Here is a 22,238-nt window from a genome sequence, read left to right as displayed (position 1 = left end):
CACCTTGATACGGGAACGCTTCGGTTTACTCTTCCAGAACTGTAGCGTCATCGCGCCTCATTCGCCAGTTTCTCCGCACGTCAACGCCCTTTCGGCAGATTCGTGCGCCACCCCACGTCCACCCGCTGACCGATCCAAGCCTAGAAACCGTTGCATCGCTACGGTTGTTGCTATAGATTCCTCTGCGACGCGAGGCGTTGGCCCGCACGGCTTGTCAGAAGGAGCAACCCATGAGCAACGTGACATTCCTGGAGGTCCCGGTCGGCGCCTGCACCCGCGATCCGGAGCGTTGGACCACTACGGCGGACGAAGAGGCCAAGGCCATCTGCCGGGGCTGCCCGCGCCGCTGGATGTGTGCCCGCGACGCGGTCGAACTGCCGCGCGCCGAGGGCCTGTGGGCCGGCATCGTCATCCCGGAAGCCGGCCGCGGCCGGACCTTTGCGCTCAAGCAACTTCGTTCGCTGGCCGAGCGCAACGGCTATCCCGTCCGCGCGATCCGCCGGGTGTTTCCCGAGTCCGCGTGACCCCGTCCGGTCCACCGCCGAATCGTCCGAGGGGTGGGCGGCGGGCCGGCCGGAATACCTCTGCGGGGTGGGCGGTTACACCCTGCGACGGTGCCGGGCATGCCCCGGGCCCCACCACAGAACAGTCGCTTCGAGCGACCACACGCCGAGAGGCGCCATGGCGGCACCGTCCTCAACTTCTCACTGACCGTCGAGCGCGGCGATCGCCGCAGCCACCCTCGACATGTACTGGTCGACCTCGCCGTCGTGGTATCCGCGCCGGCCGATCGGCGGCTTCGGGAACCTGATCAGCCGGACGTCGTCGGCGCAGAGGTGGCCGCGGCCCTCGAGGCGGCGGGCCGTCAACGCCAAGAAGTCCCGTACCGATTTGGGGTCGTAGCCCCGCTTGTTCCACGCGGGTTTCGAGAAGGTGGCGTTGCGGACGGCATCAGCGGTCAGCCCGCCGGAGGGCTCGCTCATCGAGTGGATCGTAGACGGCGCCGATCTTGTCGTGCGGCGCATCGGTCATCCCCAGAGCGCCGTCCGTCCACAACCCCGGTGGACGGGACCGCGATCTGTCGGGTCCGGCGCTTAGCGTGCGGGCATGACGAACTGGATCAACACCGTGAGCCGCGACCACGTCGAACGGGCTGTCCGCGGCCGATTCCTGCAAGCGAACCACGGCAGGCCCCACGCGCTGCGCCGCATGTCCCGGGGCGACTGGGTGATCTTCTACTCGCCGCGCGTCACCCATCCCGACGGCGAACCACTGCAGGCGTTCACTGCGCTCGGCCGGGTGGTCGACGACGGGCCGTACCAGGCGTCCACAGAAGGGGAGGTGTGGCGGCGGAACGTCGACTTCCTCGACTGTGTGGAGACCCCGATCCGCCCGCTGATCGACGCCCTCGACTTCGTCGAGAACAAACAGCGCTGGGGGTACAAGTTCCGCTTCGGTGTGTTCCACATCGAAGACCACGACTTCGAGACCATCCGGGCGGCCATGACGCATTCGTCCGATTTGGTCGGGGTAACGACGGTCAACGACGGCGCGGGCGGGGTACCCGCACCGACAGCAGTACCGCCCAGTGACACCGACTGATCAGGAGAGCCCGTGACCACCGACAAGACCGGCGCGTCCACCACCGTCACCGCCGAAGCCGATCGATTCACCATCGGCGTGGAGGGCCAGACGGTCGGTTTCGCCGAGTTCACCGACCGCGAGGGTCAACGGGTGTTCACCCACACCGAGGTCGACGGCCGGTTCGAGGGCCGCGGACTGGCCACCATCCTCGTCGCGGAGGCGTTGGAGCAGACGCGGTCGGCGGGCAAGCGGATCGTGCCGGAGTGCAAACTCGTCGCCAACTACATCCAGAAGCACGACGAGTACGCCGACATCGTCGACCCCGTCCACGGCTGACCGAAGCCGCCGCATCCGGAGGGGGCCCACACCGTTAGGGTCGGCGCGGTGACCACGCCCCGACCATCCGCGCCGGCATTCTTCGTCCCCGACGGGGACGCGTTCATCCCGACCACCATCGCGCGGGGTCCCTGGGGCGAGACGGTGAGCGGGACGTACGTCGGCGGGCTACTCGGGCACGTCGTCGAACGCGACGTCGCACGCGACCCCGACGCCGATCCGGAGATCCACCCGGCTCGGCTCACGGTCGATCTGATGCGGCCGGTCACGATGGCGCCGGTGCGCACCCGGTCGACGGTGCTGCGCCGCGGCCGGCGGCTCTGGCTCGTCGACGCGGAACTCCTGCAGGCCGATACGGTCGTCGCCCGTGCCCGCGCCCTGCTTCTGCGCCGCGCCCCCGAACCGGTCGACGACGCCTGGACGAGCCCGGTCAGCATGCCGCCGCTACCGCCGGACCCGGCCGACATCGGCAACCGCACCACGGTGCTGTGGGTGTTCGGCGGTGCCGATGCCTCCACCCCCACCGCCGACCTGAGCGGGTGGCAGCAGGACGGCCCGAAATCGGTGTGGATACGGGAAGTCACGCCGCTGATCGACGGTGTCGAGTTGACGCCGACAGTCCGCGCGGCGATCGCCGGTGACTACGCGAGCTCGCTGACCAACTTCGGGTCGACCGGCCTACCGTTCATCAACGCCGACTACACGGTGTCGCTGAGCCGGCTGCCCGACGGCCCGCACCTCGGGCTCGCGGCCCTGACCCATTACGCCTGCGACGGCGTGTCCACCGGGGTGGCGGCCCTGTTCGACCGTCTGGGTCCCCTCGGCAACGTCACGGTCACCGCGCTCGCCAACCCCGGCTTCACACCCGGTCTCAGCGGGGCTGCAGGAGGATGACGGGGATCTCGCGGTCCGTCCAGCTCTGGTACGTCTCGAAATCGGCGTAGACGTCGACCAGCTTCGGCCACAGCCGCGCCCGCTGCTCGGCGTCGGCGACCACGGCCCGCACGGCGCGACGTTCCGAGCCGATCTCGACGAACACGTCCGGGCCGGCCACCAGGTTGCGGTACCACTGCGGGTGCTCCCGGCGTCCCCCCTGCGACGCGACGATCACCACGTCGGCTCCGGCGTGCATGTACAGCAGCGGCGTGACGAACACCTTCCCGGACTTCCGGCCGCGGTGCTCGAGCAGCATCGTGGGCACCGGCTTGCGGAAGCCCGCGCCGATGCGCCACTTACCGCCGATCCGGCCACCGGTGCGCCGGTACACCCACACATGCGCCCTGCCGGCGTACTTGAAGATCTTCGGCAGCACCGGAGAGTCGAGCTGCTTGGGGCGTTCCTGCGCCGACATCAGGACTCACCCAGGTACTGCGCGGTGCTGCCGGACAGCGGCATCTCCGGCATCCCGAGCTTGCGGTGGTCCCAGCTGCGCATCCGCTCGGGCACCACGCGTACGGCGATCCGGTTGTTCATCATCTGGTCGACGAACGGCTTCATCTCGTCGCTGTAGGGGCCGGTATAGCGCTCCCAGACGCTGATCCCCACGCGCAGAAGCAGATCGGGGTCCGAGTCGACGATCTCCGCGCGGCCGTCGATGGAGACCCCCCGCAGCGTGTTGTACGTCAGACCGTCCTCGATCATCACCGTCACCGTCGGGTCGCGGCGCAGGTTGACCGCCTTCTGCGATTTGGCCTTGGTCTCGAACCAGATCTCCCCGTCGAGCACCGCGTACCACATCGCCACCAGGTGCGGCCGGCCGCCCGGCAGCACCGTGGCCATCGTCGCGGTTCGGCTGTGGTCGATGAATTCGGCGATCTCGGCGTCGGACATCACGATCTTCGCCCGTTCGTTCTTGCCCACGGTGTATGCCTATCAGGCCCGCTCGGCGGCCGGCACACGAGTCCTCGTGTTCAGCGCGTCTCAGCGGTCGGCGAGCCGGCGCACCAAGGCCTCGAGCGCGGCGGCGGCGGTGGCGTCGGCACGGCCGGCCTCCGCATCGGTGACGGCCTCGACGCTGACCCCGGCCGCGTCCGCGGTCTCCTCGACGGTCAACTCGGCGCAGTGCCGCGCGGCGTAGAGCCGTCGGCTCAGCGGCGCACCCGGTGCCTGCGCCGCCCGCACCATCAGGTTGTTGTACGTGCGGCGGATGTCCCTGAGCACGACGGCGACGTCCGGACGCCCGGTCGTCCTGCCCGCGTTGCGGGCCATCTTCTCCAGCCCGCGCAGATCGAACAGCAGCGCCCCGACATACTCGTCATAGGCCCCATCGTCCTGGGGTGGCGCCTTGTCGATCCGGGCCTTCACGTTGCCGAGCCCGATGTAGGCGGCGTCGACCATCACCGCCATCTGGACTGTGTCGGAGAGGATCTCGGTGCTCTCGTCCTCGGGCGCGGGGCCACCGGCCCGCACCGCGGCGATGGCGCCCGACGGCCATTTGAGGTGCTCCTCGAGCCGGGCCCGCGCATCGTCGGACGGCCACCGCCTGCCGGCCTCGAAGTCGGCCAGCGTCTGCTGGTCGATCACCCCGTCGGTATCCAGTCGGCGCCTGGTGAAGCCGAGTTCCTCGCGACGGTCCGCGACAGCCACACCGGCACGGGCGACGTCCACGTCGATGTCCACCGCGGTCCCGTCGTGAACGGCCGCGCCGTCGACCGTCAGGGTCACCGCGATGCCCTCGGCATGCCCCAGCCGGGCGGTCACGGTGCCCCGGATCTCCACCGAATCCACCCGCTTCCCGTCGACGAACACCCCGTTGGTGCTGCCGGCGTCGCTCATCACCCAATGGCCGCCGTCGACGGCGACCCGGACATGCACCCGCGAGATCCGTGGATCGTCGACCCGGATCTGCGCCGGCAGTTCGCGGCCGATCAGGATCGGCGCGTCGCCGGGCACCAGGGTGTACGGGATCTCCTCGCACCGGATCCGCAGGGCCGGAACGGGTTCGCCAGCGCCCTGCACCATCGACCTCCCCCGCGATCACTTCGCTCTGCGATGCTAACCAATCGGGGGGTCCTTGCGGCCGGATGCGGTTCGCCCGGTGCCGTGCCGTAATCGACGGATGCGTCAGAGGACGCCGTAGGGTGCGGTCACCCACCGCACCGGGTCGACGGTGCGGAACGGCGCGATGCCCCGCGAATGCAGTCGGTTTCCGCTCGGGGGTGCGCCGAGAGCGGAGACGGCGAAGTACCGGTGCGGCAGCCTCATGCCGGTCGACGGGTTCTCCACTGCCGCGACGATCGCCCCGCCGTGCAACCGGGTGAGCAGGCTGCGCACCTCCTCGTGCAACAACTGTCCGTCCGACTCGTCGTAGTGCGGGGTGTCCGACGGATCCCGCAGATAGGCCGCCCCGGCGTTGGACATGATCAGGCTCCACTCCGAGCCCTCGACGTCGCGCAACACCCGCAGCGCGTCGAACTTCGACACGATCACGGCGAGTTTGGGCTGAGTGGCGCCGACGGCGTGCAACACGTTGTTCAGCACCGCGCGCGGATCGCCGCCGCTGAACGCCTGGGCCGGGAGCAGGTCATGGAGTTGGTCGCGAATCCCCTTGATCCGCAACGGGTCGAACATGAAGAACACCGCGTCGGCATTGGCGAAGAACCGGAACGGCGGGGTGTGCAGATCGCCGGACTCCAGATCCTCCCCCGCGACGTCACGCAACACCAGGTAGCGCCGGACGCCGTGCCACACCCCGATGCCGTAGATGAGCGGCTCACGTTGATGGGACGCCTGCGTCTGCACGGTGGGGGTCGGCGGCACCAGACCGCGCTGCACGTACAGCGGCGTCTCGTAGTTCGTCGTGTAGGCCACCGCGGTCGCGCGGGTGACCGGCTGCATGGACACCCCCAGGTGTTCGCACAGCAACTCGAGTTGTTTGACCAGCACGCCGATGTAGAGGCTCTTGCCCGTGGCGCGGGCGCCGGCCATCGCGATGCAGACGGCGTGACCGTTTCTCCAGTCGTCGGGAAGCATGAAGTGGCAGACCGGGCAGATCTCCACCGCCGGACCCTGCAGCGCCTGACTGGCTTCCGACAGCGGTGGCGGCGGTCCGGTGTAGCCGGGCGGGCGGGCCCAGGTGTAGAGCGCACCCGAATCGGCGGGCGCCCCGAGGTAGGACGACGCGAGGTCGTCGCGGTAGCGGGTGCCGCCGGCCTGCGGGGGAAGTGTCCACAGGTATTGGTTCGGGTCCAGTACCGCAAAGCACCGCGGGCATTTCGTCACGTCAACGGCTCCAGCGGGTTCGGGCGATCGGCGCGGTCTGCGCGTCCGGTCGGCGGGCCAGCAGTCTCAGCACCGTCCTGCGATGCCGGCGGACGGCACCGTCGGTCGGCTCGCCGGTGAGTCCGGCCATGGTGGCGGCGATCATGTCGACGTCGATGGACTCGGGCCGGCGGGTGGCCATGACATGCCGCGCGCCCTGCCAGATCAGCCCTTCGATTCCGTCCGTCACCGCCACCGGGTCGTCACCGTTGTGCGCGAAGCGCAGTGCGGCCACCGCGAGCACCGACACGGCGTTGAGGACGTAGCCGTCGAGGAGCGCGGCGAGATGTCTGAAGGCGCCGGCGCTCACCTGCGGGTCGCCGGCCAGGATCGCGCTCGACGGTGGATAGGGCGCTCCGGACGCGAGCCCGATCGCCGCGAACGTCACCAGTCGCACGGCGAAGTCATGATGGGCGGTCGCCGTCCCGACCGTCTCCAGTCCCTTCTCCCACAGCGGCGCGTACGCCGCCTGGTGGCTGGCGGCGAATCCCTGTTCGATCCAGGCTCTCGGGTCGACGACGCGCACCGCCGCACACGCCACCGCCACGTCGTCGTTGTTGGCCCGAAGCACCGTCTGGGCCAACCGGTCCAGCGCGGCCGACGCCGGCGCACCGACCAGCGTGCGGACCGCTGCCGCGCCGGGCAGGGCGGAATCCCCCACGGCGGCAAGCAGTTCGTCCGGGTGCCATACCGAGTCACCCGCGACCTGTTCGAAGCGGTCCGAGCCGCTGACCCGCAACCACCACAGGCTCGCCCAGCGGTCGGCCTGGTCACCGGCGCCGCGCGCGACGGTCCGCATCCCGCGCAGCGCCGCCCTGGTCCACACCGGATCCCACGGCTCGGCTTCCCGCAGGTCGTGTGGCGCCGGGGCCCGGATGCCGTCGGCCAACCAGTCCAGGACGTCGCCACCCACCGCGGGGGTGTCGCCGGGACCCTGCAGCAGCGCCGCCGCCAGCGCCAGCCGGGTCGGCGCACCGACGCGCTCCCGCAACTCACCCAGCAGAGCCGGGGCCGCCTCGGGATTCATCAGGTCCGGGACCACCTCGGCACGCAGTGCGGCGGTCACCCGGTCGTCGTCGATTCCCGACCCCAGCAGCAGATCCGCCAACCGCGCCACCCGGTACGCGCCGCCGCTGCGCGCGGCGGCCAGGGCGGGTCCGATGGCCTCGCGCAGTTCCCGCGGCGGCGGGTGCCGGTCGGGTCCCCGTTCGCGGGACGGGATCCGGCCCGGCCGGCTCAACCATTCCTCGTCGGCCACGGCGCGGCACAGATACGTCAGCTCGGCCAGATCTGCCGCGGGCCCGTTCTCGTTGTCCTGCAGGGCTTTCCACGCGTCGGCGGTGCCGGCACCCAACGCGGCGCGCATCACGGCGGCCAGGGTGCGGGCCACCACCGAATCACTCGCGGCGCGCGGGGAATGCGCGGCGATCACGGTGTGCGCCTCGGTGAGCGCGTCGGCGAACTCGTCGCGGTGCGCCACCGACATCGCCAGTGGCCAGGCCGGATGCAGGCCCGCGTCGGCGACCTGCGCGGCGTGGTGGTCGATGTCGTCGAGGACGGACCGCGCGGATTCGGCGTCGAGCAGCACCACTTGCGCCATCGCCGACCACGGTGTGACGGTGATGGCCCGCCCGTCGGCGGTGCGGTGCGGTTCGTGGTCGAGTTCGCCCAGCGACAGCGTCGTGTGCTCACTGATCGCGACGACGTCGTCGGGGACGAATTCGAGGTCTTCGACGGGCACCGCGGTCAGGTGCTGCCTGCTCTGCCGGGCCAGGTTCAGTTGGTCGGCCCGGTCGAAAGTCGAGAAGTGCAGACGCGCAGCGGTTCCCGACGACATCAGGAAACTGACCAGCCCGATCCACTGGGCGGCCGAATCCGCCGAGTCCACACCGAGCACCACGGGCGGCCCACCGTCGAGCGCGGCGGCGACCGCGTCGAGCAGTCCGAACAGCGTCGCCAGCCGCCAGGCGCCGGGGTCGAGCACGAACTGCACGACGCTGTCCTTGGTGACCACGCGCCCCGGTGGGGGTGGCTCTTCCGGCAGTGCGGCGGCGCTCACCGCGTGTGGACCGTACGGACACAGCCAGCCGTCGGACCGCCACCACTGGATGGGGCGGTCGGACCGTTCGCCCGCCGCACGGTCGAGAAGCGCGTGGGCGAACACGTTTCCGGGCCTGCCGGTGCTGTCGGACCCGGCGGGCACGGTGTGCCAGTATCCGGCGCGCCCACGGTCGAGCGTGCCGTAGGCGAGCCGGCGCGGGCCGAGGTCGAGTTGCTCCGGTGTCGGATACGCGGGCAGCGGTTGCGCGGGCCGGAACACGGTGCGCACCCCGGAGGTCAGGGCGTGCACCTCGTCTGGGGACAGGTCGGCGGAGGTCTCTTTGACCTGCCAGCCGCCCATGTGCGCGGCGGTGTCGAACGAGGTGTAGCTGAGCTGTCCGTAGCGACCCGTCATGTCGCCGCCGGGATCAGCCGCAGGTGCTCCACCGGTGGGTCGAGCAGCGCGATCAACCGCAGGCTGGCGGGTGACGGCGTGCTGACGAACAAGCGGATCCAGCCCTGCCGGTTCCGGACGTTGGCGGCCCACAATTCGCTGCCCCCGGTCGTGGTGAGCTGGGACCACCGCAGTTCCTTGGCCGGCGGGGCGGCGAGTCGGCCCTGATCGTCGAGCGGGGCGACGTCGACCAGTTCACCGTCGTGCACGCTCAAGGGGATACGGTGCGGGTTGTTGACCAACACGAACGCCGGTGAGCCGGGCAGGTCGTATTCGGAGCGCACCGCGATGGTCGCGGTGAACGGCCGGCCCTCGGCGTCGCGGCCGACGCGCACCGCGTACTGCAGCCTCAGCAGTCCCTGGTAGTCGACGCTGGCGATCGCGCCCATGACACGGCGCCCGCCGGTGAACGCGATCGGCGCCAGGTGCAGCGAGCAGCCGTGTACCGGCAGTCGACCCGAAAGCTGTAGCCCGCCGTACTTCTCGTACTCCTCGAGCGTGATCTCGTAGGTCTGCCCGGTGAGCCCGTTGCGGGGATCGTGGCCCCGCGGGGCCAGGTAGACGACGACCGAAGCGGCGCCGTCGGGCCAGTCGAAGGTGAGCACCTGCTTGGTGCAGTACTCCGTGAGTTCGATGTCGCGGATCACCCCGGTCCGCACGGTGGAGAAGGTCTTGCCCAGCATGGCGCGGCCACCGATGAGGGTCACCGGGGTGAAGTAGGCGCGGCTCCACTGGTCCGGCCACGCCACGCCGGGCATCGCGGTGCGGACTCGCCCGTCCTCGTCCCGCTCTTCGGTGACCGGTTGCGCCAGGCGCAGTTCCGGTGGCAGACCGACCTGATCGAGTGCGTCCTCGGGCAGCTCGTCGGCCTCGGCGCCCGCGCTCGGACCGGTGGGTGTGCGGTAGACGACCACGCGTCCGCCCGGCGGTGTGGTCCACGCGAGGTCGAGCACCGTGGCGTCCGCGGTGCTGCCGGTGATCGCGAGATCGGTGACCGGCGCCAGCACCGCCGATACGTCCACACCGGCTTCCGCGGCCTCCGAGAGTCGCAGCACCCCGCCGACGGGCGCCGCGCAGCGCACCCGGTAGACGTAGCGGTATCCGCGTTCGACGTCGATGTCGACGAACCCGGCGAGGTTGTCCTGCCCGGCGAGGATGCGGTACTGCGGCCCGTCGTGGTGCGCCTCGCCGACGGGCATCCGGTACACGTAGACCGCGCCGACCCCGGGCGGCACGGTGTACCGGCCGACCACCCGGCCCGAGTCCTCCTGCAGGGCGAGGTCGGTGATCCGGCCGATCAACACGCCGCCGGCATGCAGAACGGGTTGCGCCGCCCGTGCTTCCGGCCCGGTGGCGCCGACGTTCGCCCACACCTGGAAGTGGCGCACCGCGGCCACCGGCGGCCGGTCGTCGGTCGCCGACGTCGCAGTGGTCACCGCGAGCGGGTCGGCGGTGTCGGGCGACCGGGGTGCGGCGTCCTCCCCGCTGACCACGCGGTAGACGACGACCTGGTCGGTGGCGTCGATCGCGGGCCAGCGCAGTTCCAGGGCTCCGGTGTCGCGGCGGCGGTGCAGCGTGACGCCGTGCGCCGGGGCGGCCGGGGCGTCTCCCGCGTACGGCGCGAAATCGTCGATCCCCGAGCGGGATCCGGACAGCGGATCGAACCACGGCGGCGCTGCGGCGGCCTCGGCGGCGGGGTCGTCCCCGCGGTGGCGGCCCGTCGGGTCGTCCTCGGCGGCGGTCGCCTCGGCGCCGGTGGGGCCGGGCAGTTCCGCCAGGACGCGCGCCATGTCCTCGGCGTGTTCGGACACCGATCCCGGGAGCATGGCCCGGATCTGCTCGACGTCGGTGCGCCCCGACCGCAGCACCAGGCGCAGGTGGGCCTCCTTGAAGCTGCGGGCCGACACCGCGCCGGTGTCGATGAGCCGTTGACGCCATTCGAGCAGCGCGCCGAGTCGCGGATCGTCGTCCGCCTGCGGGTGTTCGGTCACCTCCGCGACACCGCCCGGGTGCCCGCGCACACCAACGGACCTCTTGCCACGACGCCACCCCCGCTTGTGTGCATTGCGTCCGATTCCACCACCAAGGACAGCAAATTATCCACCGATACGGTCGAAGACGACGCGGTGGACTCCGCCGATCGGCCCATGGTTCCGCATGTACGGATGCAGAACCCGACACTAACCGCATGTGCGGCCCGTAGGATGCGCACATGCCGACCATCCGGGTACGCCAGGCCGCCGACCTGCTGGGCGTCAGCGACGACACCGTCCGGCGGTGGATCGACGACGGCAGCCTGGCCTCCTCGGTCGACGCATCCGGACGCAAGGTCGTCGACGGCGCCGAACTCGCCGCGTTCGCCCGCACCAACGCCGCCGTGGCCCCGAAGGATCCGCTCGGGACGCCCAGCTCGGCCCGCAACCGGTTCGCGGGTCTGGTCACCGACGTGGTCAGCGACACCGTCATGTCGCAGGTGGAGATGCAGTGCGGACCCTTCACGGTGGTGTCGCTGATGAGCACCGACGCGGTGCGTGAGCTGGGGCTCGAACCCGGCAGCGTCGCGGTGGCCGTCGTCAAGGCCACCACGGTCATCGTCGAGTCACCGGTGCAGCCGTGACGCGTCCCGTGCTGGCCGTCCTGCTGGCCGTCATGCTCACCGGGTGTGGGGCACAACAGGATTCGTCGACACTTACGGTCTTCGCCGCGGCGTCGCTACGGGCGTCGTTCACCGAGATCGCGCAACGGTTCCAGCGGGACCATCCGGGGATGAGCGTCGAGTTCTCCTTCGCCGGGTCGTCGGATCTGGTCACCCAGCTCACCCAGGGCGCCTACGCCGACGTCTTCGCCTCGGCCGACACCCGCACCATGGACCGGGCGGCCGAGGCGGGGCTCCTCGACGGCGCGCCGGTCGCGTTCGCGGCCAACTCCCTGACCATCGCCGTCGCACCGGGCAATCCGAAGGGCTTCCGCTCGCTGCGTGACCTCACCGCACCCGGTGTCAGCGCCGTGCTGTGCGCCCCGCAGGTGCCGTGCGGGGCCGCCGCCACCGCCGTCGAGCGGGCGGCCGGTGTGGACGTGCAGCCGGTCAGTGAGGAGTCGTCGGTGACCGACGTCCTCAACAAGGTGACCAGCGGTCAGGCCGATGCCGGGCTGGTGTACGTGACCGATGCCCGCGGTGCTGGGGACCGGGTGACCGCCGTCGACTTTCCCGAGGCCGCACAGGCGGTGAACACCTACCCGATCGCGGTGCTGAAGGAGTCGCGCAACTCCGAGGGCGCCCGGCGATTCCTGGAGGCCGTCACCGGGCCGACCGGGCGGGAAGTATTGCGGGGCAACGGTTTCACGACGCCCTGACCTAACCCATCGCGGTCCTGGCTGCCTCGACCATCAACCGCACCGCCTCGCTGCGGGTGAGCGAACCCATCATCTGGGTGGCGGCGCGCAGATCTTCGCCGACGATCCAGGTCGGCCCGTTGGTGAGGTTGTCGAACGCTTCGGCCACCACGTCTGCGACCGGGATGGCGCCGTCCGGCGTCTCCTCCGTCGAGGCGATCCGTCCGCGGCTGTGTTCCAGCGCCCGCAGTGCGGGCGTGTCGGTCTTGCCCAGGATCAGGCCGAGGACGTCGACGCCCTTGTCGTGCAGTTCCGCCCACAGGGCTTCGGCGAACACCATGTCGAAGGCCTTGGTGGCGGCGTAGGCCACCATGTTCGGTCCGCCGGCCAGCCCCGCACCCGACCCGAAGACGACGATGCCGCCGCGTCCACGGCCGGCCATCGCGGGCGCGAAGTGGTGGCACAGCCGCATCGGTGCCACACAGTTGCGTTGCACCATCGCCTCGGCGGCCTCGACGGGCTGGTCGAGGAACGGTTCGAAGACCGGGTCGGCGCCCGCGCAGTAGACCAGGAAGCCGACCTCGAGATCGGCGGTGGCCTCGGCGACGGCGGCGGTGGCCCCAGGGCCGCTGAGGTCGATCGCCAGCGTGCGGGTCTCGACGCCCGTGCGGTCGCGGATGCCCGCTGCCACCTCGTCGAGTACGGCCTGCCTGCGGGCCAGCAGCACCACGTTGACGCCGTTCTGCGCGATCCGCTCGGCGAAGGCGGCGCCCACACCGTCGGACGCGCCGGCCACCACCGCCCATGGACCGTATTCCTCCGAGAACGTCACGACTGGCCTCCCACGGTGCTCACGCGGACGGTGGTGAACGTACGCCGCGCGATCCGCCACCCGGCCGGGGTGCGCACCAGGTCGTCGTCGTAGAAGCCGACGGCGTTGACGCCGGACGCGTTGTCCGCCGCGAAGATCAGCGCGTCGACGTAGGTGCGGGCGTGCGCGCCGTCTCCGTCGACGTCGACGGCGACATTGGTCAGGCGGTGCAGGGTGTGGCCGGCCATGGCGTGGGCCTGGTCCATGAACTCGGTGATCGCGTCCACCCCGTCGAAGGTGCCGATGTCGCCGTAGTCGAGTGCGCAGTCGTCGGTGAACACGGTCCGGAACAGCGGCCAGTCGCGGCGGTCGATGCCGCTGGCGTAGCGGACCAGGACATCGGTGATGTCAGCGCGGTCTTCATAGGCGCTCATGCGTTGTCTCCGTTCGGATGCACGACGATCCGGGGCGGTCCGTCGGATCTGCGGGCCGAGTCCAGCGCGTCCGGCACCCCCTCCAGGGTGATCACCCGACCGACGCTGGGCAAGGGGTCCAGCCGTCCGGACGCGATCGCGTCGAGCGTGCCGTACCAGTCCTGCGGCATGGGCCCGCCCCCGAACTGGATGGTGACGCCCTGTCGGGTGGCGGTGGTGATGTCGAGGGTGTCGCCGGTGTACCAGCCGCCGGCGCAGTAGATCCGGGTGCCCATGTCCGCCGATTCGACGAGCCGTTGGATCAGACCGGATGCGCCCACGCATTCGACGACCACCGCCGGGCCCCACAGGTTGCGTTCGGCGCGCACCTCCCGCCACACGTCGAACGGGGACCGTTCCGCCGGGTCGACGAGGATGTGTGCGCCGAAGGCGTCGCGGGCCAGTGCCCGCCGGTCGGCGCGGTAGTCCGAGACGATGACCGGTGACACGCCGCGGACGGTGAGCGCCGCCACCGCCGACAGGCCGATCGCGCCGGCGCCGATCACGATCGGGATCTCGCCGGGTTCGATCCGGGCGGCGCGGACGTAGAACTCGCCGACCGCGAAGGCGTCGGTCAGGGCGACGGCATCGTCGGACACCTCACCCGGCACCGCCCTGGCGATCGCCTCGGCCACCACCACTCGTTCGGCGAAGCTGCCCTGGGCGTCGGGGTGCTGGCCGATGATGCGGGCGCCGTCCGCGCCGCCGTTGACCAGCCGGATGGGTATGGAGGTGACGCGCGTGCCGAGCGGGAAGGCGTCCGAGCACCCCGGGCCGTGTCCGATGACCTCGCCGACGAATTCGTGGCCGAGCACGATGTCACGGTTCTCGTCGTAGAGCGACCGTCCGGTGGGGTCGTGACGGCCGAGGTCGGGATGGTCCATGAAGTGCACGTCGGACGCGCAGATCGCGGTGCTGAGCGTCTTGAGGAGGAGTTCCGCCGGACCGGGGACCGGATCGGCCGTCTCCCGCACGGTCAGTTCACCGTTCCTCAACACCACGGCCCTCATGCCGGCTCGTATCGCAGCATCGTGACGTCGTGTTCGGGATAGTCGCAGAACACCGGGCGCACCCGCATCCCGACCCGGATGTCCTCGGGGGCGACGTTGACCAGCTCGGTCGAGAATCGCGGTCCCTCATCCCATTCCACGATCGCGGTCAGCAACGGCACGGCATCGGTGAAGTGCGGCCCCACCGGTCTGCGGGCGACGGTGTACGAGTACAGCGTGCCCAGACCGGAGATCTCCCGCCACTCGAGGTCGTCGGCCAGCGTCCGGGGCGCCCGCACCCGCGGATAGAACACGTACGCCTCCGACGACGGCGAGTACTGGATGCGGATCGTGTGTTCGGCCAACGCATCCCAGAAGGGCGCCGTCGTCGGCGTCTTGACCGGCATCGGCCGTTCGAAGGTGGTCATCGGGTCAGTCCCCTTCCAGGATCAGGGTGGTCTGCTCGGACAGGATGCCGCCGTTGCCCGAGACGAACGCCCGGTTGCAGTCGTTGATCTGCGCGGCACCGGCCCGGCCCATGATCTGCCGGGTGGCGTCGCAGACGTGGTGCATACCGCCGGCGAGGCCGGCCTGGCCGAATCCGAGTTGCCCGCCTGCGGTGTTGAGCGGGAAGTCGCCGCGGAAGGTGAGGTCGTGATCGCTGACGAACGCCATTCCCTTGCCCTTCTCGCAGAACCCGGCGTCTTCGAGGCTCAGCAACACGGTGATGGTGTAGCAGTCGTAGATCGACACCATGTCCATGTCGGCGCGGTTCAGGCCCGTCATCGCGAAGGCGGTGTCGGCCGCCTTCGTGATCGGTGTCTGCAGGAGGTCTTTGGCGTAGGTGGGTGTCTTGAACGGCACATGTTCGCCGAAGCCCTTGATCCACACCGGGCGGCGCCGGGCGCGCCTGGCCATGTCGGCGCCGGCCACCACGACCGCGGCGCCGCCGACGCACGGCATCACGATCTCCAGCATGTGCAGCGGGTCGGCGATGACCGGGCTGGCGAGGACGTCTTCGATGCTGAGCGGCTTGTCCTTCCACACCGCGCCTTCGGTGTGGTTGGCGTTGACCCGCTGGTCGACGACGATCTTGGCCATCGCCCGCTCGTCGTAGCCGTAGACCGCGGCGTAACGCTGGGCGACCTGACCGTAAGGACCGTTCTGCCCGAGGTTGCCGTAGGGGATCTCGAATTCGGCCTGCGGAGAACCGAACCGGTTGCTCGACGAGCCGAAGAACATCGCGTCAACCAGCGGTGCCGGCTTCTTCTCCGACGTCGGGGTCAGATACCGGGCGGGCAGCGCGCACAGCACCACGTCGCACAACCCCAGCTCGATGGCCGCGGCCGCCCGCCAGACCATCCCGGCGGCGCTGGCGCCGCCGAGGTCGAGGATCTCGGCGAAGTTCGCGTCCACTCCGAGGTACTCGGCCACCGTGGACGGGACGAAGATCTCGGACTCGCCGATGTGTGAGGTGACGATGCCGTTCACCGATTCGGCGGGCAGCCCCGCGTCCTCGAGTGCCGCCGCGCCGAGTTCGGCCCACTGCTCGAGGAGGAACGGTGCGGGGCCGGCCTTGTTCAGCCGTTCCGGGGGCAGCTCGACGTAACCGACGATGGCCGCGTCACCACGTAAACCCATGTGTCATCTCCTTGTTGGCGTCAAGCGCGCGGCAGGCCCATCACCATCTGCGCGATGATGTTGAGCTGGATCTCCCGGGTGCCGCCGCCGACGAGTTCGGCGGGCAGGTGCAGGTACGGCTGCACCACCGGGGGTTCGGTGTCCTCCAGGAGCGCGGTCTCACCGGTCAGCTGGAGGGTGGCTTCGAAGGTGCGGCGCAACATCGCCGCGGTGGCCACCTTCGCGATGCTCGACGCCGGACCGGCGTGCTGACCGTCGAGCAGCCGCAGCGTTTCGCGCACACCGAGTGCCTTGATGGATCCGGCGTACGCGTCGATCGAGCCGAGGGCGCGCAGCGCCGCATCCTGGTCCGGTCCGGGTGCGCGGGCCATCGCGCGCAGCGCCACGGCGCGATCGTTGTGGACGTAGTTGCCGATGGCCACCCGCTCCTGGGCCATCGTGGCGATCGCCAGGCTCCACCCCCCGGTGGGCTCACCGAGCAACATCTCGTCGGGTACGAAGACGTCGGCGAGGAACACCTCGTTGAAGTGCGCATCGCCCGTGGCCTGCCGGATCGGCTGCACCTCCACGCCTTCGGCACTCATGTCGACGATGAAGTAGCCGATGCCGCGGTGCTTTCGGGCGTCGGGGTCGGTGCGCGCGAGCAGTGCGCCGAAGTGCGCATGGTGCGCCGACGACGTCCAGATCTTGTGGCCGTTGATCTTCCAGCCGCCGTCGACCTTGACCGCGCGGGTGGTCAGCGACGCGAGGTCGGATCCGGCCGACGGCTCACTGAACAGCTGGCACCAGGCCAGCTCGCCGCGCAGGGTCGGCGGGACAAGGCGTTCGCGGACTTCCGCATTCGCGGCGCTGATCAACGACGGGACGATCCATTCGGCGATGCCGAGCGACGGCCGCACGAGTTCCGGCCGGGCCGCGAACTCCTCGTCGATGATCAGCTGCTGCAGCGGTGTGGCGTCGAGTCCCCACGGCGCCGGGTAATGCGGGGCCACCAGCCCGGCCTCCGCGATGGCGGTGCGCTGCGGGCCCGACGCGAACTGGTCGTACTCCCCCTGTGGGCGCGGTCCGTCGTTGGGCAGGGTCTTCGCGCGGTCGAGGGCGTCGCGGACGCGCGCCCGGAACTCGGGGTCGGCGTCGCCCAGGCGCACGGTGACGTCCCTGGCGGTGGTGCGGGTGAGCTCGCCGAGCCGGCGGCTCCACCGCGTGGCCGGGCCGAGGGAGGCGGCCAGCGCCGTCGCCCGCCGCCAGTAGAGGTGCAGGTCGTGCTCCCAGGTGAAGCCGATGGCCCCGAACATCGTCAGGGTGTCGAGGACGAGTTCGGGTGCGGGCGAGGCGGCCATCAGCACCGCGGTCGCGGCGGCGATCGCCTGCTGTTCGGCGGATTCGCCCGCCGACCTCACCGCGTCCCATGCGGCGGCGGTGGCCAGTTCACTGCTGATCAGCAGGTCCGCGGCGCGGTGCTGCAGCGCCTGGAAGGCGCCGATCGGTTTCCCGAACTGTTCGCGGGTGCGCAGATGTTCGGTGACGGCGTCGACGCACCACCGGATGGCGCCCGCCGCCGCGCAGGCCGTCAGCGCCGCGACGACGCACCGGGCCCGCTCGGCGTCGATCCCGGTGAGCCGATCGCCGGCCGCCACGTGATACCCGTCGAACCGGACGCGTGCCGCGTCGGTGGTGAGGTCGGTCCCCCGCTCGTGTTCGGTCGCCACGTCCTCGGTGGCGGCGACGAACCACAGCAGATCTCCGTCCCCGGTGTGCGCGGCGGTTAGGATCAGCCGCGCTGCGCCCAGCCCGAGAACCACCGGCGAGACGCCGGTGACCCGCCACCCGTCCGGTGTCGCGACGGCCTGCAGGGCTTCGGTGTCGGACAGGACGACGGCGGCGGTCGCTCCGCCCGCGATATCACGCAACAGCGACTCGGATGCCGCGGACTCCTCGGCGAGCAGACCGACGGCGCCGGCGGTGACCGTCGAGAGCAGCGGGCCGGGCAGCAGGGCCTGTGTCGCCGCGTCGATCACACAGGCGGTGTCGACGAGGGCGCCGCCCTGGCCTCCGAGGCGCCCCGGCAGGTGCACCGCGTGAAATCCGTTCGCCACCAGGTCATCCCACCAGTTCGGGATGGCGCCGGCGGCCAGGTCGTCGAAAGCCTGCCGCGTCTTCTCGACCGGTGCGTGGCGCGCCGCGAACTCGCGGACGGCGTCGGACAGCGCCCGCTGTTCGGGGGTCAGGGCGATCGGCATCAGCGGCGGTCCTCGGCGGGTTGGCGACGGATGCCGACGAAGAACTCCGCGGCCTCGGCCAGTGCCTCCGACGTGGGCGCCGGATGCCAGCCGAGTTCGCGTTCGGCCTTCGAGTGATCCATCGGCGACATGATGTGCATGAGTCGGATGGTCAGCGGCGTCAGCCGGGTGTCGCGGCGACGCAGGCGGGCGAGCCACGCGCTGGGCACGGCCGCCGCGGCCAGCGCCCGGATCGGAACCCCGCGGCCAGGCGGCGTCACTCCGACTGCGGCGCAGGCGGTCTGGTATATCTCGCGGGCGGTCATGAAGCTCTCGGAGACGATGTAGCGCTCCCCCGGCCGTCCGCATTCGCCCGCGAGGATCAGCGCCTCCGCGGCATCGCGCACACCGACCACCTCGGCCTGCGCGCCGTCGATGTAGAACGGCAGCCTCCCGCGCACCGCTGCGGCGACCAACCCGCCGTGGGGCGTCGGCAGCCAGTCGCCGGCGCCGTAGGTGTTGGACACGCACATCGCCACGGCGGGCAGCGCCCGTTCGCGGTGGTACCGCAGCACGAGGTTCTCGGCGGCAACGCGGGTCCGGACGTATGCGCCCGCGCGGTCGAGCCAGTTGTGTGGGATCTCCTCGGTCGCGAGGCCGGTGTCCGTGCGGCCGATCGTGGCGATGGAACTGGTGAACACGAACCGATAGAGGTCGGCGTCGGCGACGACGTCCAGCACCCGTTGCAGCCCTTCGACATTGGTGCGCCACAGGGGGGCCGGATCGGACAGCCAGGCACGGGCGTCGACCACGCAGTAGTAGACGACGTCACAGCCCGCAACTGCGGCGCGCACCGCGTCGTCGTCGAAGATGTCGCCGTAGTGCCGTTCGACGGGAAGCCCGTCGATTCCGCGGGTGGCGCTGGTGTGGCGGAGCAGCACGCGCACGTCGTCGCCACGCTCCACCAAACGGCGCGTGACGTGAGAGCCCAGGAAGCCGCTGGCGCCGATGACGAGCTTCTTTCCCACGGGTCTCCCACCCTTCGAGACGAGACGGTTCGTCTCGTCTGTGGCAGACTACGGGGCGATGTCCCCGCCCGCAACGCCCGACCGGCTGACCGCTGCGCCGCGGCGGCGCAGCGAGAAGTCCCGCGTCGCGATCATCGCCGCGACGCGCGAACTGCTGCTGGAGCGGGGTTTCGACGGGCTCAGCATCGAGGCCGTGGCAGCGCGGGCCGGGGTGGGCAAGCAGACGATCTACCGCTGGTGGCCGAGTCGGCCCGCCCTGGTCGCCGACGTGCTGCTCGAGGATGCCCACGAGATCCTGCTGCCGGTACGGCACAGCGGTGACCTGGTGGCCGACGTGGTCACGTGGATCGGGAAGCTGGCTGCGACGCTGACCAGCCCGCGTGGCAACGCGATGTTGCGGATCCTCACCGTCGCGTCGATGGAGCACGAGGACACGGCGGCACGGCTCCGCGCGGGTTTCGGCGACCCGCTGCACGCCTCGGTACGCGACCGGTTGCTGGCGGCCGGGGTGGAGGGGCCCACCGCGGAGTCCGCGGCCGAGGCAATCGTGGGCGGGGTGGTGTATGCGATTCAGCGGGAGGGCTGTTCGTATACGCGGGCCCGCGCGCAGCGGACCGCTCGATTGATCGTCGAGAACCTGGTGAGCTGACAAGGGGCCGGGTCGTCGCCCGACCCGGCCCCTTCTTGGTTGTCAGCTACGAGTTATCCGATGCAGCCCACACCGGGGATGCAGCCTTCGACTCCACCGGGGCCGGCCGAACCGCTGGGGCCACCGGGGATCGCCGCGGTCACGCCACCGGGGCCTGCGGTCCCGCTGGGTCCGCCGGGAATGGAGCCGCTGGCGCCATCAGGACCGGCCTCACCCGCAGGTCCACCCGGGATCGCGCCCGCAGCACCGTCAGGACCGGCCTCACCCGCCGGTCCACCGGGGATCGCGCCCGCAGCACCCTCGGGGCTCGCGACACCGCCAGGGCCACCCGGGATCGCGGCGCATGCCGTGCCGTCGGCGGCCACACACGGCGGCGGCTCCGCGACGAAGTTCCCGGTGCTCCCGAATGCGCCGGGGGCCAGCGCGATGGCACTCGCGGCAACGCCTGCGAACAACGCCGGGGCGGCGACCTTACTCACTGTGTTTCGCTTGTTGTTTCGCATGTCTAAGCCATTGCCGTGGTTTTTGATCTTCAAACCATCCCCGTTCGTGACGGATTCGTCCGCGAGCCACCGTTTAGTCCTCGCCCGCTGCGGTTACGTGCCCCGATAGGTGGAGGCGGCGTGGAACTGATGGGGTGCACGAGATTGACGGACTGGCCGACGCAACCGATCCCCGCGATCGGACGCCCCGCCGACTTCGCGACCACGCAGGTGCCCGGCACTTCGGTCGTCGGGCGCTACCGGCTCCTCGTGTGTCACGGCATGTCCGGCATGCTCGAGTTCTGGCGGGCCGTCGATCAGGCCGCCGGTCGTGCGGTGGCCTTGACGCTGGTGGACCCCCGTTCGACGCTGCCCGTCGAGTGGGTCAACGAGATCCTGTCGCTCACCGTTCGACTGCGCGGTGTCGACACCCCCGGGATCGCCACGATCCTCGACGTCTTCCACACCGGGCAGTTCGGTGTGGTCGTGGCCGACTGGGTGGCAGGCGGCAGTCTGCGGGAAGTGGCGGACACCGACCCGGCGCCGGTTGCCGCCGCGGCGGTCCTCGAGCCGCTCGCCATGGCCGCCGAAGCAGCCCACCGCGCCGGGATGCACCTCAGCCTCGACCATCCGGCGCGGATCCGCATCAGTTCCGAGGGCCACGCCGTGCTGGCGTTTCCCGCGACCCTCACCGACGGCACCCCGCAGAGCGACCTGCGCGGTATCGGGGGCTGCCTCTACGCGCTGCTCGCGAAGTGCTGGCCCGGCGATGATGGTCCCACTGAATTCGCTGCGCTGCAGCATGATTCGACGGGCCAGCCGGTGGAGCTGGCGCAGCTGCGGCCGGGTACGCCGTTCCTGGTGTCGACGACGGCCGCCGGTCTAGTTCGCCCCGAACCCGGTATCGCCAGCGCCGCGACGCTGTCGACGTTGCTGCGACAGGCGGCGCGTGACGGCCGCGACGACGACGCCGACATCCGCGTCCTGCCGCCGCTAGAACCACCGCCGCCCGGCGTCTATGCGCCGTTCCGCAACTTCGGCCCCGACGAACAGAAGCAGCAGGCGCGCAAGGGCGTTCTGCGTGCAACCATCGGGGCTGCCGGCGCCGTCGTCACGGTGGGGGTGGTGATGCTGGGCTCGAACGTCAACGAGATGCTGCAGGCACCCGAAGAGACCGCCGCCATGGACGCCGAACAGCTGGGGCTACAGGACAATCCGACGTCGGCCGCACCAGAGAGACCCGAAGAGACGACGAAGGCCGCCGCCGCCGATGCGCCGGTCAAGCCGGTCAAGGCCGAGGTGTTCTCGACCGACGGCAGGCCGGACAATCCCGACGATGCGGGACGGGTGATCGACGGTGACGCGGGGACGGCCTGGTCGACCGACCGCTACTACGACGCTGACCCGTTCCCGAAGTTCAAGGAGGGGCTGGGGTTGATGCTGGAGTTGCCGGCGCCGACGACGCTCGGATCGGTCACCGTCGACCTGGGTAGCACCGGTACGGTCGTCCAGGTTCGGTCGGCGGCCAGCCAGACGCCGTCCGGGCTCGGCGACACCCGGGAGATCAGCGCACCCACGCCAACGCAGCCCGGGCGCAACACGATTGCGGTGCGCGACCGTGAACCTGTCAAGCATGTGCTCGTCTGGGTGAGCACCCTGGGTCAGACCGACGGAAGCAGTCAGGGCGCCATCTCGGAGATCACGCTGCTACCGCCGGCCCCACCGGCGTAGACATCCGCCGTGTCAACGACACGCCTGCATGGTCGATGCGCCAGCCAGTTTGAGCGCAGATCAGGCCCTCGCGTGACCGGTGCCACCGGGCCGATCTAGTTATTGGTTGTTGGTGGTGGGGGTTGGTATGGCGGGTACCACCACCAGTCGGCGCGCTCACCGCTGGGTCCCTGGTAGGGGGCGACCGTGGGCGGGGGCTGATTCGGCG

Annotated in this window: 24 protein-coding genes; 8 read left to right on the top strand and 16 right to left on the bottom strand. The window is 70.6% G+C overall.

Going from position 1 to position 22,238, the window contains the following annotated elements:
* Positions 1 to 230: 230 nt before the first annotated feature.
* Positions 231 to 524: a WhiB family transcriptional regulator gene (locus AU195_RS18235; protein WP_011557485.1), complete on the top strand. Its 294-nt coding sequence runs from the start codon at positions 231 to 233 to the stop codon at positions 522 to 524.
* Between the two features lie 180 nt (positions 525 to 704).
* On the opposite strand, the gene AU195_RS18230 is transcribed toward AU195_RS18235, so the two are convergent.
* Positions 705 to 983, bottom strand: coding sequence for a DivIVA domain-containing protein (locus AU195_RS18230; protein WP_059160467.1), 279 nt, complete (start codon positions 981 to 983; stop codon positions 705 to 707).
* Between the two features lie 124 nt (positions 984 to 1,107).
* On the opposite strand from AU195_RS18230, the gene AU195_RS18225 reads away from it, so the two are divergent.
* Genes AU195_RS18225 through AU195_RS18215 form a run of 3 tightly spaced genes read left to right on the top strand, consistent with a single transcriptional unit; the run spans position 1,108 to position 2,814 of the window.
* Complete coding sequence (locus AU195_RS18225) at positions 1,108 to 1,602, top strand: EVE domain-containing protein (RefSeq protein WP_059160466.1); 495 nt, start codon at positions 1,108 to 1,110, stop codon at positions 1,600 to 1,602.
* Positions 1,603 to 1,614: 12 nt separating this feature from the next.
* Positions 1,615 to 1,920, top strand: coding sequence for a GNAT family N-acetyltransferase (locus AU195_RS18220; protein ID WP_059160465.1), 306 nt, complete (start codon positions 1,615 to 1,617; stop codon positions 1,918 to 1,920).
* 48 nt (positions 1,921 to 1,968) lie between these two features.
* Positions 1,969 to 2,814, top strand: coding sequence for an acyl-CoA thioesterase domain-containing protein (locus tag AU195_RS18215; RefSeq protein WP_059160464.1), 846 nt, complete (start codon positions 1,969 to 1,971; stop codon positions 2,812 to 2,814).
* Here AU195_RS18215 and AU195_RS18210 read toward each other — a convergent pair.
* From AU195_RS18210 to AU195_RS18185, 6 genes are all read right to left on the bottom strand, one after another.
* Positions 2,792 to 3,271: a nitroreductase family deazaflavin-dependent oxidoreductase gene (locus AU195_RS18210; RefSeq protein WP_059160463.1), complete on the bottom strand. Its 480-nt coding sequence runs from the start codon at positions 3,269 to 3,271 to the stop codon at positions 2,792 to 2,794. The two genes, AU195_RS18215 and AU195_RS18210, sit on opposite strands and share 23 nt — an antisense overlap.
* Positions 3,271 to 3,780 carry a pyridoxamine 5'-phosphate oxidase family protein gene (locus AU195_RS18205; protein WP_059160462.1) on the bottom strand — a complete coding sequence of 170 codons (510 nt, stop codon included), beginning with the start codon at positions 3,778 to 3,780 and terminating at the stop codon, positions 3,271 to 3,273. The genes AU195_RS18210 and AU195_RS18205 overlap by 1 nt, the downstream gene beginning before the upstream one ends.
* Positions 3,781 to 3,840: 60 nt before the next feature.
* Positions 3,841 to 4,881 (bottom strand): FHA domain-containing protein, encoded by a 1,041-nt coding sequence (locus AU195_RS18200; protein ID WP_059160461.1) that lies wholly within the window; start codon positions 4,879 to 4,881, stop codon positions 3,841 to 3,843.
* 102 nt (positions 4,882 to 4,983) lie between these two features.
* Positions 4,984 to 6,141 carry a hypothetical protein gene (locus AU195_RS18195; RefSeq protein WP_059160460.1) on the bottom strand — a complete coding sequence of 386 codons (1,158 nt, stop codon included), beginning with the start codon at positions 6,139 to 6,141 and terminating at the stop codon, positions 4,984 to 4,986.
* Between the two features lies 1 nt (position 6,142).
* Positions 6,143 to 8,635 (bottom strand): GAP1-N2 domain-containing protein, encoded by a 2,493-nt coding sequence (locus AU195_RS18190; RefSeq protein WP_059160459.1) that lies wholly within the window; start codon positions 8,633 to 8,635, stop codon positions 6,143 to 6,145.
* On the bottom strand, positions 8,632 to 10,665 hold the full coding sequence (locus AU195_RS18185; RefSeq protein ID WP_059160486.1) for a SaeA-related protein: 2,034 nt from the start codon (positions 10,663 to 10,665) through the stop codon (positions 8,632 to 8,634). Before AU195_RS18185 ends, AU195_RS18190 begins: the two co-directional genes overlap by 4 nt.
* Before the next feature lie 221 nt (positions 10,666 to 10,886).
* Here AU195_RS18185 and AU195_RS18180 point away from each other — a divergent pair, with 221 nt between their 5' ends.
* A complete protein-coding gene (locus AU195_RS18180) occupies positions 10,887 to 11,291 on the top strand; it encodes a TOBE domain-containing protein (protein ID WP_059160458.1) in 405 nt (134 codons plus the stop codon).
* 32 nt (positions 11,292 to 11,323) lie between these two features.
* Positions 11,324 to 12,028: a molybdate ABC transporter substrate-binding protein gene (modA, locus tag AU195_RS18175; protein WP_059160485.1), complete on the top strand. Its 705-nt coding sequence runs from the start codon at positions 11,324 to 11,326 to the stop codon at positions 12,026 to 12,028.
* A gap of 1 nt (position 12,029) precedes the next feature.
* Here the strand turns inward: modA and AU195_RS18170 are convergent, their stop codons facing one another.
* The 7 genes from AU195_RS18170 to AU195_RS18140 are packed head-to-tail and all read right to left on the bottom strand — an operon-like array spanning position 12,030 to position 19,168.
* Positions 12,030 to 12,839, bottom strand: a complete 810-nt coding sequence (locus AU195_RS18170; protein ID WP_059160457.1) for an SDR family NAD(P)-dependent oxidoreductase — start codon at positions 12,837 to 12,839, stop codon at positions 12,030 to 12,032.
* Positions 12,836 to 13,252: a nuclear transport factor 2 family protein gene (locus AU195_RS18165; protein WP_059160456.1), complete on the bottom strand. Its 417-nt coding sequence runs from the start codon at positions 13,250 to 13,252 to the stop codon at positions 12,836 to 12,838. Before AU195_RS18165 ends, AU195_RS18170 begins: the two co-directional genes overlap by 4 nt.
* Positions 13,249 to 14,301, bottom strand: coding sequence for a zinc-binding dehydrogenase (locus AU195_RS18160; RefSeq protein WP_216636396.1), 1,053 nt, complete (start codon positions 14,299 to 14,301; stop codon positions 13,249 to 13,251). Before AU195_RS18160 ends, AU195_RS18165 begins: the two co-directional genes overlap by 4 nt.
* On the bottom strand, positions 14,298 to 14,708 hold the full coding sequence (locus tag AU195_RS18155; protein WP_059160454.1) for a Zn-ribbon domain-containing OB-fold protein: 411 nt from the start codon (positions 14,706 to 14,708) through the stop codon (positions 14,298 to 14,300). The genes AU195_RS18160 and AU195_RS18155 overlap by 4 nt, the downstream gene beginning before the upstream one ends.
* 4 nt (positions 14,709 to 14,712) lie before the next feature.
* The gene (locus AU195_RS18150; protein WP_059160453.1) at positions 14,713 to 15,921 is read right to left on the bottom strand and encodes a thiolase family protein; all 1,209 of its coding nucleotides are present in this window, start codon (positions 15,919 to 15,921) and stop codon (positions 14,713 to 14,715) included.
* Between the two features lie 20 nt (positions 15,922 to 15,941).
* Positions 15,942 to 18,161, bottom strand: coding sequence for an acyl-CoA dehydrogenase family protein (locus AU195_RS18145; protein ID WP_059160452.1), 2,220 nt, complete (start codon positions 18,159 to 18,161; stop codon positions 15,942 to 15,944).
* Positions 18,161 to 19,168 carry an NAD-dependent epimerase/dehydratase family protein gene (locus AU195_RS18140; protein ID WP_059160451.1) on the bottom strand — a complete coding sequence of 336 codons (1,008 nt, stop codon included), beginning with the start codon at positions 19,166 to 19,168 and terminating at the stop codon, positions 18,161 to 18,163. Before AU195_RS18140 ends, AU195_RS18145 begins: the two co-directional genes overlap by 1 nt.
* A gap of 58 nt (positions 19,169 to 19,226) precedes the next feature.
* Between AU195_RS18140 and AU195_RS18135 the strand changes: the two genes are divergently transcribed.
* A complete protein-coding gene (locus AU195_RS18135) occupies positions 19,227 to 19,817 on the top strand; it encodes a TetR/AcrR family transcriptional regulator (protein ID WP_059160484.1) in 591 nt (196 codons plus the stop codon).
* Between the two features lie 53 nt (positions 19,818 to 19,870).
* Here the strand turns inward: AU195_RS18135 and AU195_RS25295 are convergent, their stop codons facing one another.
* Positions 19,871 to 20,320 carry a hypothetical protein gene (locus tag AU195_RS25295; protein ID WP_172800628.1) on the bottom strand — a complete coding sequence of 150 codons (450 nt, stop codon included), beginning with the start codon at positions 20,318 to 20,320 and terminating at the stop codon, positions 19,871 to 19,873.
* 120 nt (positions 20,321 to 20,440) lie between these two features.
* On the opposite strand from AU195_RS25295, the gene AU195_RS18130 reads away from it, so the two are divergent.
* The gene (locus AU195_RS18130) at positions 20,441 to 22,030 is read left to right on the top strand and encodes a protein kinase family protein (RefSeq protein WP_216636395.1); all 1,590 of its coding nucleotides are present in this window, start codon (positions 20,441 to 20,443) and stop codon (positions 22,028 to 22,030) included.
* A gap of 95 nt (positions 22,031 to 22,125) precedes the next feature.
* On the opposite strand, the gene AU195_RS26495 is transcribed toward AU195_RS18130, so the two are convergent.
* A partial coding sequence (locus tag AU195_RS26495) for a hypothetical protein (protein ID WP_502687359.1) occupies positions 22,126 to 22,238 on the bottom strand: 113 nt, incomplete at its 5' end.

Source organism: Mycobacterium sp. IS-1496 (assembly GCF_001499995.1).
Classification (GTDB): Bacteria; Actinomycetota; Actinomycetes; order Mycobacteriales; family Mycobacteriaceae; genus Mycobacterium.
Note: the sequence above shows the minus strand (reverse complement) of the source record. Positions and strands in the feature narration are given on the sequence as shown.

What these genes read in the sequence shown, in the direction of transcription:
- AU195_RS18235 (WP_011557485.1), top strand. Translation starts at nt 231, where the DNA reads ATGAGCAACGTGACATTCCTGGAGGTCCCGGTCGGCGCCTGCACCCGC.
- AU195_RS18230 (WP_059160467.1), bottom strand. Translation starts at nt 983, where the DNA reads ATGAGCGAGCCCTCCGGCGGGCTGACCGCTGATGCCGTCCGCAACGCC.
- AU195_RS18225 (WP_059160466.1), top strand. Translation starts at nt 1,108, where the DNA reads ATGACGAACTGGATCAACACCGTGAGCCGCGACCACGTCGAACGGGCT.
- AU195_RS18210 (WP_059160463.1), bottom strand. Translation starts at nt 3,271, where the DNA reads ATGTCGGCGCAGGAACGCCCCAAGCAGCTCGACTCTCCGGTGCTGCCG.
- AU195_RS18200 (WP_059160461.1), bottom strand. Translation starts at nt 4,881, where the DNA reads ATGGTGCAGGGCGCTGGCGAACCCGTTCCGGCCCTGCGGATCCGGTGC.
- AU195_RS18190 (WP_059160459.1), bottom strand. Translation starts at nt 8,635, where the DNA reads ATGACGGGTCGCTACGGACAGCTCAGCTACACCTCGTTCGACACCGCC.
- AU195_RS18180 (WP_059160458.1), top strand. Translation starts at nt 10,887, where the DNA reads ATGCCGACCATCCGGGTACGCCAGGCCGCCGACCTGCTGGGCGTCAGC.
- modA (WP_059160485.1), top strand. Translation starts at nt 11,324, where the DNA reads ATGCTCACCGGGTGTGGGGCACAACAGGATTCGTCGACACTTACGGTC.
- AU195_RS18165 (WP_059160456.1), bottom strand. Translation starts at nt 13,252, where the DNA reads ATGAGCGCCTATGAAGACCGCGCTGACATCACCGATGTCCTGGTCCGC.
- AU195_RS18160 (WP_216636396.1), bottom strand. Translation starts at nt 14,301, where the DNA reads ATGAGGGCCGTGGTGTTGAGGAACGGTGAACTGACCGTGCGGGAGACG.
- AU195_RS18155 (WP_059160454.1), bottom strand. Translation starts at nt 14,708, where the DNA reads ATGACCACCTTCGAACGGCCGATGCCGGTCAAGACGCCGACGACGGCG.
- AU195_RS18150 (WP_059160453.1), bottom strand. Translation starts at nt 15,921, where the DNA reads ATGGGTTTACGTGGTGACGCGGCCATCGTCGGTTACGTCGAGCTGCCC.
- AU195_RS18145 (WP_059160452.1), bottom strand. Translation starts at nt 18,161, where the DNA reads ATGCCGATCGCCCTGACCCCCGAACAGCGGGCGCTGTCCGACGCCGTC.
- AU195_RS18135 (WP_059160484.1), top strand. Translation starts at nt 19,227, where the DNA reads ATGTCCCCGCCCGCAACGCCCGACCGGCTGACCGCTGCGCCGCGGCGG.
- AU195_RS25295 (WP_172800628.1), bottom strand. Translation starts at nt 20,320, where the DNA reads ATGCGAAACAACAAGCGAAACACAGTGAGTAAGGTCGCCGCCCCGGCG.